14 protein-coding genes are annotated in these 13,739 nt (G+C 69.2%); all 14 read left to right on the plus strand.

Going from position 1 to position 13,739, the window contains the following annotated elements; all coding sequences use genetic code 11:
- The first annotated feature begins 8 nt into the window (after positions 1–8).
- The 14 genes from gspE to pncB all read left to right on the plus strand — a co-directional run bounded on the left by gspE (position 9) and on the right by pncB (position 13,723).
- Complete coding sequence (gene gspE / locus V9K91_RS16815) at positions 9–1,742, plus strand: type II secretion system ATPase GspE (RefSeq protein ID WP_249833749.1); 1,734 nt, start codon at positions 9–11, stop codon at positions 1,740–1,742.
- Between the two features lie 2 nt (positions 1,743–1,744).
- The gene (locus V9K91_RS16820) at positions 1,745–2,965 is read left to right on the plus strand and encodes a type II secretion system F family protein (RefSeq protein ID WP_307107460.1); all 1,221 of its coding nucleotides are present in this window, start codon (positions 1,745–1,747) and stop codon (positions 2,963–2,965) included.
- A 43-nt stretch (positions 2,966–3,008) separates the two neighbouring features.
- Positions 3,009–3,443, plus strand: a complete 435-nt coding sequence (gene gspG / locus V9K91_RS16825) for a type II secretion system major pseudopilin GspG (RefSeq protein WP_068849158.1) — start codon at positions 3,009–3,011, stop codon at positions 3,441–3,443.
- Positions 3,444–3,455: 12 nt separating this feature from the next.
- Positions 3,456–3,959 carry a GspH/FimT family pseudopilin gene (locus tag V9K91_RS16830; protein ID WP_336443552.1) on the plus strand — a complete coding sequence of 168 codons (504 nt, stop codon included), beginning with the start codon at positions 3,456–3,458 and terminating at the stop codon, positions 3,957–3,959.
- Entirely contained in the window at positions 3,956–4,378 is a 423-nt protein-coding gene (locus V9K91_RS16835) for a prepilin-type N-terminal cleavage/methylation domain-containing protein (protein WP_336443553.1), read from the plus strand. The genes V9K91_RS16830 and V9K91_RS16835 overlap by 4 nt, the downstream gene beginning before the upstream one ends.
- Positions 4,375–5,007: a type II secretion system protein J gene (locus V9K91_RS16840; RefSeq protein ID WP_336443554.1), complete on the plus strand. Its 633-nt coding sequence runs from the start codon at positions 4,375–4,377 to the stop codon at positions 5,005–5,007. Before V9K91_RS16835 ends, V9K91_RS16840 begins: the two co-directional genes overlap by 4 nt.
- Positions 5,004–5,864: a type II secretion system minor pseudopilin GspK gene (locus V9K91_RS16845; RefSeq protein WP_336443555.1), complete on the plus strand. Its 861-nt coding sequence runs from the start codon at positions 5,004–5,006 to the stop codon at positions 5,862–5,864. Before V9K91_RS16840 ends, V9K91_RS16845 begins: the two co-directional genes overlap by 4 nt.
- Positions 5,861–7,018 (plus strand): PilN domain-containing protein, encoded by a 1,158-nt coding sequence (locus V9K91_RS16850; protein WP_336443556.1) that lies wholly within the window; start codon positions 5,861–5,863, stop codon positions 7,016–7,018. The genes V9K91_RS16845 and V9K91_RS16850 overlap by 4 nt, the downstream gene beginning before the upstream one ends.
- The gene (gene gspM, locus V9K91_RS16855) at positions 6,999–7,721 is read left to right on the plus strand and encodes a type II secretion system protein GspM (RefSeq protein ID WP_336443582.1); all 723 of its coding nucleotides are present in this window, start codon (positions 6,999–7,001) and stop codon (positions 7,719–7,721) included. The genes V9K91_RS16850 and gspM overlap by 20 nt, the downstream gene beginning before the upstream one ends.
- On the plus strand, positions 7,711–8,529 hold the full coding sequence (locus tag V9K91_RS16860; protein WP_336443557.1) for a hypothetical protein: 819 nt from the start codon (positions 7,711–7,713) through the stop codon (positions 8,527–8,529). The genes gspM and V9K91_RS16860 overlap by 11 nt, the downstream gene beginning before the upstream one ends.
- Positions 8,530–8,538: 9 nt before the next feature.
- Entirely contained in the window at positions 8,539–10,737 is a 2,199-nt protein-coding gene (gene gspD, locus V9K91_RS16865) for a type II secretion system secretin GspD (protein ID WP_336443558.1), read from the plus strand.
- A 43-nt stretch (positions 10,738–10,780) separates the two neighbouring features.
- Positions 10,781–11,641 carry a glycosyltransferase family 2 protein gene (locus V9K91_RS16870; protein ID WP_068849175.1) on the plus strand — a complete coding sequence of 287 codons (861 nt, stop codon included), beginning with the start codon at positions 10,781–10,783 and terminating at the stop codon, positions 11,639–11,641.
- Positions 11,638–12,474, plus strand: coding sequence for a glycosyltransferase family 2 protein (locus V9K91_RS16875; RefSeq protein WP_068849177.1), 837 nt, complete (start codon positions 11,638–11,640; stop codon positions 12,472–12,474). Before V9K91_RS16870 ends, V9K91_RS16875 begins: the two co-directional genes overlap by 4 nt.
- Positions 12,475–12,547: 73 nt before the next feature.
- Positions 12,548–13,723, plus strand: coding sequence for a nicotinate phosphoribosyltransferase (pncB, locus tag V9K91_RS16880; protein ID WP_336443559.1), 1,176 nt, complete (start codon positions 12,548–12,550; stop codon positions 13,721–13,723).
- Positions 13,724–13,739: the final 16 nt, after the last annotated feature.

A 13,739-nucleotide genomic window follows, 5' to 3' on the forward strand; every position in this document is an offset into this window, starting at 1 on the left:
GAGCTTTCGTGAATGCGGTAACCCACGATCTTGCTGAAGAGTCAGCCATGGATGCGGAAACCCGCATCGTGGCGCTGTTGCTGCGCAACGGGCGGCTGAAGGAGGCCGACCTGGCCCGCGCGCGGCCGCTGCAGCGCGAAGCCGGTGGCAGCCTGCTGCCGCTGCTGGTGCGGCTGGGCCTGGTGTCCGAGCGCGACCACGCGCAGGCCTGTGCCGAGGTGCTGGGGCTGCCGCTGCTGGAGGGCAAGAGCGTGGCCGAAGCGCCCCCCGAATCCCTGATCGATGCGCTGCCGCTGTCGCTGCGCTTCCTCAAACAATTCCATGCCTGCCCGCTGGCGCTGCACGACGGCGTGCTCGACCTGTGGCTGAGCGACCCGCAGGAGCCGTACACCGCCGATGCGGTGCAGCTGGCGATGGCGGTGCCGGTACGCCTGCACGTGGGCCTGCGCTCGGAGATCGATGACGTCATCGAACGCTGGTTCGGCCAGGGCCGCAGCGCGATGGGCGCCATCATCGAAACCGCTGACGGCGAAGGCAGCGTGGTCGACGACATCGAGCACCTGCGTGACCTGGCTTCCGAAGCGCCGGTGATCCGCCTGGTCAACCTGGTGATCCAGCGTGCGGTGGAACTGCGCGCGTCGGACATCCACATCGAACCGTTCGAGAACCGGCTGAAGGTGCGTTATCGCGTCGATGGCGTGCTGATCGAAGGCGAAAGCCCGCCGGCCAACCTCACCGCTGCGGTGATCAGCCGCATCAAGATCATGGCGCGGCTGAACATCGCCGAGCGCCGCCTGCCGCAGGATGGCCGCATCATGCTGCGCGTGCAGGGCAAGGAACTGGACCTGCGCGTGAGCACCGTGCCCACCGCGCACGGCGAAAGCGTGGTGATGCGCCTGCTCGATCGCGACACCGTGGTGTTCGATTTCCACCGGCTCGGCTTCACCGATGCGTTCCTGCCGCAGTTCCGCAAAGTGCTCGAGCAGCCACACGGCATCCTGCTGGTCACCGGCCCCACCGGCTCGGGCAAGACCACCACGCTGTATACCGCGCTGAGCCAGCTCAACACCGCGGATGTAAAGATCATCACCGTAGAGGATCCGGTCGAATACCAGATCGAAGGCATCAACCAGATCCAGGCCAAGCCGCAGATCGGTCTGGACTTCGCCAACGCGCTGCGCAGCATCGTGCGCCAGGACCCGGACATCATCATGATCGGCGAAATGCGCGACCTGGAAACCGCGCGCATCGCGATCCAGTCCGCGCTGACCGGCCACCTGGTGCTGTCCACGCTGCATACCAACAACGCCGCCGGCGGCATCACCCGCCTGCTCGACATGGGCGTGGAAGACTACCTGCTCACCTCCACCATCAACGGCATCCTGGCCCAGCGCCTGGTGCGCCGGCTGGAACCGCAGCACGCGCTGCGCTACCTGGCCTCACCGGAGGAGATCGACAAGTTCGGGCTGCGCCGCCTGCAGCCGGAAGGAGACATCTACCTGTACCGCGCGCAGCCCTCGGCGATCGCGCCGACCGGTTACCTCGGGCGTACCACCATCATGGAATTCCTGGTGATGAACGACGAGCTGCGGCGCGCGGTGATGCGCCGCGCCGGCATGGGCGAAGTGGAACAGATCGCCCGCGCCGCCGGCATGCGCACCATGTATGAGGATGGCCTGGCCAAGGCGCTGATGGGCCACACCACGCTCGAAGAAGTGCTGCGCGTGACCGAGGAAAGCTGAGCATGGCGCAGTACCGCTACAAGGCCCTCAACGCGCACGGCGAACTGTTCGACGGCCAGATGGAGGCTGCCAGCGAAGCCGACGTGGCCGCCAGGCTGCAGGACCAGGGCCATCTGCCGATGGAAGCGCGGCTGGCCAGCGAGGGCGGTGCGGGCGGCACCCCGTGGGCGGCGCTGCTGCGGCGCAAGCCATTCGACGGCGGCGCGCTGGTGCAGTTCACCCAGCAGCTGGCCACCCTGCTCGGTGCCGGCCAGCCACTGGACCGCGCGCTGACCATCCTGCTGGAACTGCCCGAAGACGAACGCAGCCGGCGGGTGATCACCGACATCCGCGACGTAGTGCGCGGCGGTGCCGCGCTGTCGACCGCGCTGGAACGCCAGCACGGGTTGTTTTCGCGGCTGTACATCAACATGGTGCGCGCCGGTGAGGCCGGTGGCAGCCTGCACGACACCCTGCAGCGTCTGTCCGATTACCTGGAGCGCAGCCAGGAGCTGAGGGGCAGGGTGATCAATGCGCTGATCTACCCGGCGATCCTGCTGGCGGTGGTCGGCGGGGCGCTGCTGTTCCTGTTGGGCTACGTGGTGCCGCAGTTCGCGCAGATGTACGAAAGCCTGGATGTGGCGCTGCCGTGGTTCACCCAGTGGGTGCTCACTGCTGGCCTGGTGGTGCGCGAGGGCTGGCTGGCGATGATCGTGGTGCCGGCGCTGGCGCTGCTGGTGATCGAACGCAAGCTGCGCCAGCCCGCGGCGCGCCTGGCGCTGGATGGCTGGCTGCTGCAGCGCAAGGGCATCGGCGGACTGGTGGCCAAGCTGGAAACCGCACGGCTGGCGCGCACGCTGGGCACGCTGCTGCGCAACGGCGTGCCGCTGTTGGCTGGCCTGGGCATCGCACGCAACGTGCTGGGCAACCGCGCGCTGGCCGCCGACGTGGACGCGGCCAGCGACGAGGTCAAGAACGGCAACGGCCTGTCCGCCTCGCTGGCCAAGGGCAAGCGCTTTCCCCGGCTTGCGCTGCAGATGATCCAGGTCGGCGAGGAATCCGGCGCGCTGGATGTCATGCTGCTCAAGACCGCCGATACCTTTGAACAGGAAACCGCACGCGCCATCGATCGGCTGCTGTCGGCGCTGGTGCCGGTGATCACCCTGGTGCTGGCCTCGGTGGTCGGCCTGGTGATCGTGGCCGTGCTGGTGCCGCTGTACGACCTCACCAATGCCATCGGCTGACCGCCGTGGCGCATTTCGTTCCGACATGCTGCAAGGAGCTTCCATGATCCACCGTCGCAAGCTGGTCCGCTTTTCCTCTCCGCGCAACCAGTCGGGCATGAGCCTGCTGGAAATCATCATCGTCATCGTGCTGATCGGCGCGGTGCTCACCCTGGTCGGCAGCCGCGTGCTCGGTGGTGCCGATCGTGGCAAGGCCAACATCGCCAAATCGCAGGTGCAGACCATGGCCGGCAAGATCGAGAACTACCAGCTCGATACCGGCAAGCTGCCGGCCAAGCTGGACGACCTGGTCACCCAACCGGGCGGCAGCAACGGCTGGCTGGGCCCGTATGCCAAGGCCAGCGAGCTGAACGATCCGTGGGGCAACGCACTGGAATACCGCGCACCGGGCGAAGGCCAGCCGTTCGACCTGATCAGCCTGGGCAAGGATGGCAAGGTCGGTGGCACCAGCTACGACGCGGACATCAAGTACGAGTAAGCACGCTTGCGCATGCCCGTCGTGCCGTGCCCCACCCGACGCCCGCGCGCCCTGTCGCGACGGCGTGCCATGCGCGGCGTTTCACTGCTGGAAATGCTGCTGGTGGTGGCCTTGATCGCGATCATCGGGGTGCTCACCGCCACCGCCATGAACGGCGGCATCGACGGCGTGCGGCTGCGCAATGCCGGCAAGGAAGTGGCCAGCCAGCTGCGCTACACACGCACCCAGGCCATTGCCACCGGGGAACGCCAGCGCTTCCTGATCGATCCGCAGGCGCGCACCTGGGAAGCCGCCAACGGCCGCCACGGCAGCCTGCCCGCTGCACTCGAGGTCCATTTCCGGGGTGCCGGCCAGGTCGCCGGCGTGGCCAACGGCAAGGGCGGCATCGCCTTCCATCCCGACGGCGGCTCCAGTGGCGGCACCATTGAACTGGGTATGCGCGATGCGCTGTGGCGCATCGACGTGAGCTGGATCACCGGCGAAGTGCGCTCGAGTCCAGTGCGGGGCGCGCCATGAAGCACCAGCGTGGTTATTCGCTGCTCGAAGTGATCGTCGCCTTCGCGTTGCTGGCACTGGCGTTGACGCTGCTGCTGGGCAGCCTGTCCGGGGCCGCACGCCAGGTGCACAACGCCGACCTGCGCACCCGCGCGATGCTGCACGCGCAGTCGCTGCTGGCCGCGACCGGCATCGAACAACCGCTGCAGGAAGGGCGTTCGCAGGGCGACTGGGAAGACGGCCGCTACCGCTGGGAGCTGCAGGTGGAGCCGTACGTGGATGCGCGCGCCAGTGCGCTGCCCCAGACCGCTGCCACTACCGTCAGCGGGCCGACCCTGGCCCAGCTGACCCTGCAGGTGCGCTGGGGCGAAGGCAACGGCGAACGCCTGCAGTGGCGTTCGCTGCGGCTGTTGCCCAACACGCCCGAGGCGCCGCGATGAGCCGGCGCGGCGCACGCGGCTTCACCCTGATCGAAGTGCTGCTGGCCACCGTACTGCTGGTCGGCGGACTGACGCTTGCCTTCGCCACCGTGCGCTCGGCGATGCACATCGCCCAGCGGGGCGAGCGCGTGGCTGCGCAGAACGAGCGCATGCGCGCGGTGGAAGGCTTCCTGCGCCGCCGCCTCAGCATGGCGCTGCCCACCGCCGCCGAGCCGCCCGATCCCACCCGCGAACCGCTGTATTTCCAAGGCGAGCCCCAGCGCATGCTGTTCGTGTCCGAATTGCCGGGTTATCTCGGCCGGGGTGGGCCCTACGTGCATGAGCTGCAGGTCAATCGCAACGGCGATGCACTGCGGCTGGACGTTGCGCTGACCCTGGTGCAGAACGGCGAGCGCATCGACGAAACCCCGCCGCGCGCGCCAGAACTGCTGGCCGACGCGCTGCGCGAGGTCGCGTTCCGCTACCGCGGCATCGATCCGCGCAGCGGCCAGCTGGGCGACTGGCAGACGCGCTGGGAGGACACCCGGCGGCTGCCGTTGCTGGTGGAGATCCGCATCGTGCCGCAGCAGGGCCCGGCATGGCCGCCGATGGTGGCCGCGTTGTCGCAGTCGCGCGGGCCCCGCTCGTGAGGCGCGCGCGCGGTGCCGCGCTGGTGCTGGTGCTGTGGCTGATCGCGCTGCTCACCGCCGTGGTCGGCGCATTCGCGCTCAGTGCGCGCGTCGAGCACCTGCAGCAGCGGGTGATCGGTGACGATGCAATCGGCCAGGAGCATGCACGCGCCGGCCTGGAATACGCCCTGTTCCGCCTGCGCCCCTCCGCGCTGCAACCGCCATGGCAGGCCGACGGCCGCCGCTATCGCTGGACCTTCGATGGCCGCCAGATCGACCTGCGGATCATCGACGAGAACGGCAAGATCAACCTCAACCTGGCTGATACCGCCTTGTTGACCGCCTTCCTGCGCGCGCTGGAGGTGGAACCCGGGCGCGCCCAGCAGCTGGCGGGTGCGATCGCCGATTGGCGCGATCCCGACAGCCTCAAACAGCCCGGCGGCGGTGCCGAGACCGCCGACTACCAGGCCGCCGGCCTTCCGTATGGCGCGCGCAACGGGCGCTTCGAGACGCTCGGCGAGCTGCAGCGGGCGCTGGGCATGGACGCCGACCTGTATGAACGGATGGAACCGATGCTGACCCTGTACAGTCGGCAGTCGCGTCCGGATCCCCGGTTCGCGGCCGGGCCGGTGTTGAACGCGCTCGGGCTGAATGCCGAACGCCTGCTGGCCGAACGCGAGCGGGCCGAAGCGGCCGGCGACGAAAACGTGACCGGCGCGCTTGCCAGTGGCAGCGGCACCTATAGTATCGAGAGCCGCGCGCTGGATGAGCGCGGACGGGTTTCGGTGTTGCGTGCGGTAGTGCGCATGGGCGCGGCAGGCACGCCGGGAACGACTTACACAGTACTTCGCTGGGAACAGGGAATGGCAGCACGATGACGGCATGGCGGGACAGTCTGGTGCAGGCACGGGGACGGTTCGCGCCCGGCGTGGCCAATGGCCTGCGCTGGTGGCGGCGTTCGCTGCTGGCCTGGCTGCCGCTGCGCTGGCAATGGGCCATGGGCTGGTCGCGTTCGCGCCTGCTGCTGTCGCGGCATGCCGAACAGCTGGTGTTGCGCCGCGATACCGCGACCCAGCTGCAGGCCGTGGCCGAACTGCCGTGGCCCACCACGCCGGCCGACCTGGAGCGGGTGCTGGATGCGCGCCTGCGCGCGCTGCCCCGGCACTGGGTGCTGCCGGCCGCCGCGGTGCTGCGCCGCCCGCTGCGCCTGCCGGCCGCCGCTGCACCGCGCCTGCGCGACGTGGTCGGCTTCGAGATCGACCGGCAGACCCCGTTCGAGGCCAATCAGGTCCACTACGACGTCCGCGAACTGGACACATTGCCCGACGGCCAGCTGCAGGTGGAACTGGTGGTCATTCCGCGCCAGGCGCTGGAGCAGTGGTCGCAGCAGGCCGGCAGCTGGGCGCAGCAGCTGGCCGGCGTGGATGCCGACGATGGCGCGGGGCAGCCGCTGGGCGTGAACCTGCTGCCGCCGACCCAGCGCCGGGTCACCCACGACCCGATGCGGCGCTGGAACCTGCTGCTCGCCGTGGCCACCGTGGTGCTGCTGGCCCTGGCTGGCACCCAGCTGCTGGACAACCGCCAGGCCGCCGCCGATCGCCTGCGCGGGCAGGTCGATGCCGCCGCACACGACGCGCGCCGCGTCGCCGCGCAGCGCCAGCAGCTTCAGGAGCTGGTGGATGGCGCCGCGTTCCTGGAAGGCAGGCGCGCCGAACATGCCAGCACCGTGGAGCTGTGGAACGAACTCACCCGGCTGCTGCCCGATGGCACCTACCTGGAAAAACTTTCTGTTGAAGGCAACACGCTGCAGCTGATCGGACTGAGCCGCGAGGCCTCGCAGCTGGTCTCCCTGCTGCAGGATTCACCGCTGTGGCGCAAGGTCAACCTGACCGGCGTGCTGCAGGCCGATGGCGGCGCCGCCGGCCGTGACCGCTTCACCCTCACCGCCGAGCTGCAGCCGCTGCCCGGTGCCCCGGCCGCCGCCACGCCCGCCCCGGAGGTTGCCGATGGCAATGCCGCCAACACGCCGTGACCGCTGGCTGGCACTGGCGTTGCTGCTGGCGGTGATCGCGCTGGCGTACCTGCTGCTGGTGCATCCGTGGTTCACCCGGCCGCTGCTGGACATCAACCAGGGCATTGCCGAGCTGCAGGAACGCGAGCAGCGCGTGCAGTCCCAGCTGCAGCAGCGCACCGCCGTGCAAGAGCGCCTGCAGCAGGTGCAGGCGGCGCTGGAAGGGCGTCCCGGCTTCCTGCGCGAACCCACTGCTGAATCGGCCGCCGCCGCCTTGTCGAGCCGGTTGCAGGATGCGGTCGCGTCGGCGAGCCCTGGCAACCGCAGCTGCACCATCAGCAACCGCTCACCGCTGACCGACACCGCGCGCGATGCGCAGTTCCCGCGCGTGGCCCTGCAGGTCCGCCTGCGCTGTGGCGTGCCGGAAATGGCGGCGGTGCTGCACACCTTGGAAACCGGCAGCCCGCGCCTGTTCGTGAACAACCTCAACCTGCTGGCGCAGCGCTTCCAGGCCTCGCCCAACGAGACCGGCACCGGACTGGACGTGTCCTTCGAACTGGTTGGCTACCTCCGCCCGGGTGCAGGCAGCGATGCCGCCGCCGCGCCGGTCGAGCCTGCACACGAACCCGCGCCAGCAGGTCTGGAACCGGTCGGCTCGGCGATGGCGACCCCGGCCGATCCCGGCACGGCCGAACCGGTCGAGGAGGGCACCCATGAAGATTGAACTGGCCCCCCTGCGCAGCTGGTGGCTGGGCGGCGTGGCCGCCTGGGCCGCCGCGATCTGGATCGCCACGCTGTTCGGCGTGGGCGGTCGCATCGCCCCGGCCGGTGCCGGCGACCGTGCCCCACCGCCGCTGCCGACCCTGGCCGCGGCCGCGCCGGAACGGATCGCCTCGGCCGAGGCGTATGCCAGCATCGGTGCGCGGCCGCTGTTCGCCGAAGACCGCAAGCCGCGTCCGTACCTGCTGGGCGGCAGCGAGCCGGGCAGCAGCGCCAGCGCGGTCACCCTGACCGGCGTGCTGCTCACCTCCGAATTCGGCATGGCCATCCTCACCACCGACCAGAAGCAGTCGCTGCGCCTGCGCCTCAACGGCGATGCGGTCAACGGCTGGCAGCTGCTCGCGCTGGAGCCGCGCAGTGCGACCGTCAGTGGACCCGGCGGCACCCAGACCCTGGAACTGGTGACCTTCAGCGGGCAGGGCGGCGAACCGCCGACCGTGCTGGGCACCGCCGCCGGCGCAGGCCAGGCCAATGGCGCGCGCCCGCCGGTTCCCGCGCCCACGCAGAACGCGGGCCGCGGACCCACGACGAACTTCACCGGCGCTCCGCCGCCAGCGGCGCAGGCAGCGGCGGAAGCCGCCGCCAATGCAGCGGCGAATGCGGCCGCTGCCGCAGCGCAGAAGCCGGCCACGCAGGGCCCGAGCGAAGAACAGATGCAGGCCATCCGCGCGCGCATCCAGGCGCGTCGCCAGCAATTGCAGCAGCAACAGTCGCAGCAGCCGCCCGCGGGCGGCTCCGGCCAAACCAAATAGAGTGAAAGCATGACATTGCGTCTTTTCTCCCTGTCGTTCGCCGTGGCCCTGCTTGCAGGCTGCGCCTCCGTGCCCGGTCCCGAAGTGCGCCGCGACGCGGTCCTTGATGGCAAGCACCAGGTGGTGGCCGGCGACGGTTCGCACGATGGCGTGGACGCGCAGCCGCTGAACGCCGACGGCGCACCGCAGCCGGTGATCCGCCGCGGCAGCGGCACCATGATCAACCGCAGTGCCGCCGCCGCGCCGTCGCCGGCGTTGTCGCAGGCCAGCACCGGCACCGCCACCTTCAACTTCGAAGGCGAATCGGTACACGCGGTGGTCAAGGCGATCCTGGGCGACATGCTCGGCCAGAACTACGTGATCGCGCCCGGCGTGCAGGGCACGGTAACCCTGGCCACGCCCAAGCCGGTGTCCTCGGCGCAGGCGCTGAACCTGCTGGAGATGGTGCTGGGCTGGAACAACGCGCGCATGGTCTACAGCGGCGGCCGTTACAACATCGTGGCCGCCGACCAGGCATTGGCCGGCACCGTCGCACCCAGCACCGCGCCGGCGGCCAACGCACGCGGTTTCGAGGTGCGCGTCATCCCGCTGCAGTACATCTCCGCCACCGAAATGAAGAAAGTGCTCGAGCCGTACGCGCGGCCGAACGCGATCGTCAACGTCGACAGCGGCCGCAACGTGATCACCCTCGGCGGTACCCGCAGCGAACTGGAAAACTACCTGCGCACCGTCGAGATCTTCGATGTGGACTGGCTGTCGGGCATGTCCGTGGGCGTGTTCCCGATCCAGACCGGCAAGGCCGAGCAGGTCGCGGCGGATCTGGAGAAAGTGTTCGGCGAAGAGAGCAAGACTCCCAGCGCCGGCATGTTCCGCTTCCTGCCGCTGGAGAACGCCAACGCGGTGCTGGTGATCACCCCGCAGGCGCGTTACCTGGACCAGATCCAGCAGTGGCTGGAACGCATCGATACCGCCGGCGGCAGCGCCCGGCTGTTCTCCTACGAACTGCGCTACGTCAAAGCCAAGGACCTGGCCGAGCGCCTGGCCGAAGCCTTCGCCAGTGAGAACAGCCGCGCGGGGCGTGGCGGCAGCAGCTCACTGGCACCCGGTGCGAACGTGCAGGAGCTGGGCAGCCGCGACGGCACCAATGGCAACAGCCTCAACAGCACCGGCAACACCGGTACCACCCGCACCGGCGGGATGGGCGACGGCACCATGAACCTGCCGCAGCGGCAGCCGGGCAACGCCAGTTTCAACCTGGAAATCCAGGGCGATTCGGTCGGCGTATCGGCGGTGGAGGAAACCAACACGCTGCTGGTGCGGTCCACCCCGCAGGCGTGGCGTTCGATCCGTGAAGTCATCGAAAAGCTCGATGTGATGCCGATGCAGGTGCACATCGAAGCGCAGGTCGCCGAGGTCTCGCTCACCGGCGACCTCGCCTATGGCGTGAACTGGTTCTTCGAACAGGCGGTGGCGACCGGCAAGACCGAAAGCGGCATCGACCTGCCCAGCGCACTGGGCCGCTCGATCTGGGGCAGCATTTCCGGGCGGGTAGGCGAAGGCGGCCTGGGTTGGACCTTCCTGGGCAAGAACGCCGCCGCGGTAGTGACCGCACTGGACAAGGTGAGCAACCTGCGCCTGCTGCAGACCCCGTCGATCTTCGTGCGCAACAACGCCGAAGCCACTCTCAATGTAGGCACGCAGATCCCGATCAACTCGGTGTCGGTCAACACCGGCGTGGGCGGCGACAACACCTACAGCCAGGTGCAGTACCTGGACACCGGCGTGATCCTGAAGGTGCGGCCGCGCATCACCCGCGACGGCGTGGTGTTCCTGGACATCGTGCAGGAGGTGAGCTCGGCCGGCGCCATCCCATCCGGCTGCGACGCCACCCGCACCACCTGCAATCCGCCGATCAACACCCGCAAGATCTCGACCGAGGCGGCGGTGCAGAGCGGGGACACCATCATGCTGGCCGGCCTGATCACCAATTCGGACGAGAACGGCGCCAACGGCGTGCCGGGCCTGAGCCGGATCCCGGTGCTCGGCGCGCTGTTCGGCAGGAAGACCCAGAACACCGACCGCTCCGAGGTGATCGTGCTGCTGACCCCGACCATCGTGCGCAACGCGCAGGAGTCGCGGAACCTGACCGACGAATACAGCAACCGCTTCCGCGCCATGGAACCGTTCCCGTCCCGCCCCAAGCGCTGAGTCCTGCTACGCTGCGGTCACGACGCCGCACACAGGGGGACGGATGGGAACGATCGTGTTGCTGCCGATCGGGGTCGATGACAGCGCGCTGGACCGCTGCCTGGCGGCGCTGGATGCCGGCACGCCGGCGCAGACGCCAGTGTGGCTGGCCGACGATGGCCAGGCCGGGCCGCGTGCGCAGGCGGTGATCGCGCACTGGCTGGAAAGCACCCCGCTGCGCGCCGAGTACACCCGACGCGCGCGTGCCATCGGCGAAGTGGCGCACCTGGATGAAATGCTGCGCGCCTGCGAAGGCAGTGAGGTGGTGGTGCTGGCGCCCGATGCGGTACCGGCGCCGGGCTGGCTGCAGCAGCTGGATGCCTGCTTCGCGCGCGATGCCTCGATCGGTTCGGCCACGCCGTGGTGCAATGCCGGCGAAACCGCGGCCTGGCCACGGCTGGGCGAGATCAACCCGGTGCCGGACGACCTGGACGCGATGGCGCAGGCCTGCGCCGCACTGCCGACCCTCGACCCGGAACTGCCTTCGGCGGTGACCCACGCGGTCCTGCTGCGGGCCAACGCGCGGCGCAAGGCCGGCGGCCTGGACATGCACAGCTATGGATCCTGGAACGCGGCGTTGATCGACCTGAGCCTGCGCATGGCCGGCCTGGGCTGGCGCAACGCGCTGTGTGCCAATGCCTATGTCGCGCGCGACGGTGAAGCACAGGCGCACGACGGTGACCTGGAAGCACTGGGCACGCGCTGGCCGAGTTGGCAGCCGCGGCTGGCCGGGTTCCTGATGGGCGACCCGTTGCTGCAGGTCAGGCAGGACCTGCAGCGCCTGCACCAGCAGGCGATAATGCCCCGGTCGCAGGGCGATCTGTTCGGATCGCCCGCCGCAACCGCCCCGGAGCCGCCTGCTTGAATCCCTGCATTGCCGTCATCATCGTCAGCTACCAGAGTGCCAGCACGCTGGACCAATGCCTGACGCGGTTGCGCGCGGCCGACGAGGTCGCCGAGATCCGCGTGGTCGACAACAATTCCGACGATGGCACGCTGGACATCGTGCAGCGCCATGCAACTGCCGACCCGCGCCTGCACTTCATCGCCAACCCCGACAACCCGGGCTTTGCCGCCGCCAACAACCAGGGCGTGGCCGACAGCCGGGCGCCGTGGTTGGCCTTCATCAATCCGGACCTGATGGTCCAGGCCGGTACGCTGGCGCAGCTGCGCGCGCGCGGAGAGGCTTTGGGCGATTGCGTGCTGGGCGTGGAGCAGGTGGACGAGCAGGGCCAGCCCGATGCGGCGGTGCGCCGCCGCGATCCCGATTTCGGCGCCATGCTGCGCCACCCGGGGCAGGGCGCAAAGCTGGCCATCCCGGCTGACCCGACGCAGGTGCTGCAGACGGTGCCGGCGCTGTCCGGGGCGCTGCTGTTGATGCCGCGCGCGCTGTTCGACCGCATCGGCGGCTGGGATGCCGGCTACCGCCTGCATGCCGAAGACCTGGACCTGTGCCGCCGCGCGCGCGAAGCCGGGGCGGTGGTGGCCATCGCCAATGACCTGCAGGTGGTGCATGTGCGCGGCGTGTCGAGCCGTTCGCGGCCGTTCTTCGTGGAATGGCACAAGCATCGCGGTCTGTGGCGTTACTTCCGCCGGTTCGAGGCGCCGCGGCGCAACCTGCTGGTGCAGGCCGCCGTCTGGGGCGCGATCTGGGCGCACGCCGCGGCGCAGGTGCCACGGTTGCTGCGCGGTCGCTGAAAGGCGGCGGATGGCGCAGCCCGGCAGGTACCGACCGTTGGTCGGTACATGCTGGCAGGCGCATAATCCGGGCATGATCATCCAGTCCCTGCTCGACACCGACCTGTACAAATTCACCATGATGCAGGCGGTGCTGCACCAGCACCCCGGCGCGCAGGTCCAGTACCGGTTCAAGTGCCGCACGCCGGGCATCGACCTGGCGGCGTTCATCGACCAGATCAACGCCGAGATCGATCATCTGTGCAGCCTGCGCTTCAGCCCCGAAGAGCTGGACTACATGCGCGGGCTGCGCTTCGTGAAGCCGGACTTCGCCGACTTCCTCGGCCTGTTCCACCTGGACCGCAAGTACATCGACCTGCGCCCGTCGCAGGCCGTGCCGGGCGAGATCGAGCTGGACATCACCGGGCCGTGGCTGCACACCATCCTGTTCGAAGTGCCGCTGCTGGCGATCATCAACGAGGTCTGGTTCCGCAACACCAGCACGCCGGACTTCGCCGAAGGCGAGCGTCGCCTGCGGGCCAAGACCGCGCTGCTGCGCGATACACCGGGCTTCGAGCTGTGCCGCATTGCCGACTACGGCAGCCGCCGCCGCTATTCGCGCGACTGGCACGCACGCATGCTGCCGATGATGCGCGATGCGCTGGGCGACCAGTTCGTGGGCACCAGCAACGTGCATTTCGCGCGGCTGTACGGCATGACCCCGCACGGCACGATGGCCCATGAGTACCTGCAGGCGTTCCAGGCGCTGGGCCCGCGCCTGCGCGATTCACAGGTGGCGGCGCTGGAATCGTGGGCGCGCGAGTATCGCGGCGACCTGGGCATCGCGCTGTCCGACGTGGTCGGGCTGGACGCGTTCCTGCGCGATTTCGACATGTACTTCTGCAAGCTGTTCGATGGCGTGCGCCACGATTCGGGCGACCCCTTCAGCTGGGGCGACCGGATGCTGGCGCACTTCAAGGAGCGTCGCGTGGACCCGCGCAGCAAGGTGCTGGTGTTCAGCGACGGGCTCAACATCGAAAAGGTGATGCGCCTGTTCGATTACTTCCGTGGCCGCTGCCAGGTTGCGTTCGGGGTGGGCACCCACCTCACCAACGACCTGGGCCCGACCCCACTCAACATCGTGATCAAGATGGTCCGCTGCAACGGCCAGCCGGTCGCCAAGCTGAGCGATTCGCCGGGCAAGAGCATGTGCGACGACCCGGGCTACCTCGCCTACCTGCGCCAGGTATTCGAGCTGCCGCCAGCATGAGGCGGGTCACGACCAA

Source organism: Stenotrophomonas sp. CCNWLW57 (assembly GCF_037203925.1).
Taxonomy (GTDB): domain Bacteria; phylum Pseudomonadota; class Gammaproteobacteria; order Xanthomonadales; family Xanthomonadaceae; genus Stenotrophomonas; species Stenotrophomonas rhizophila_A.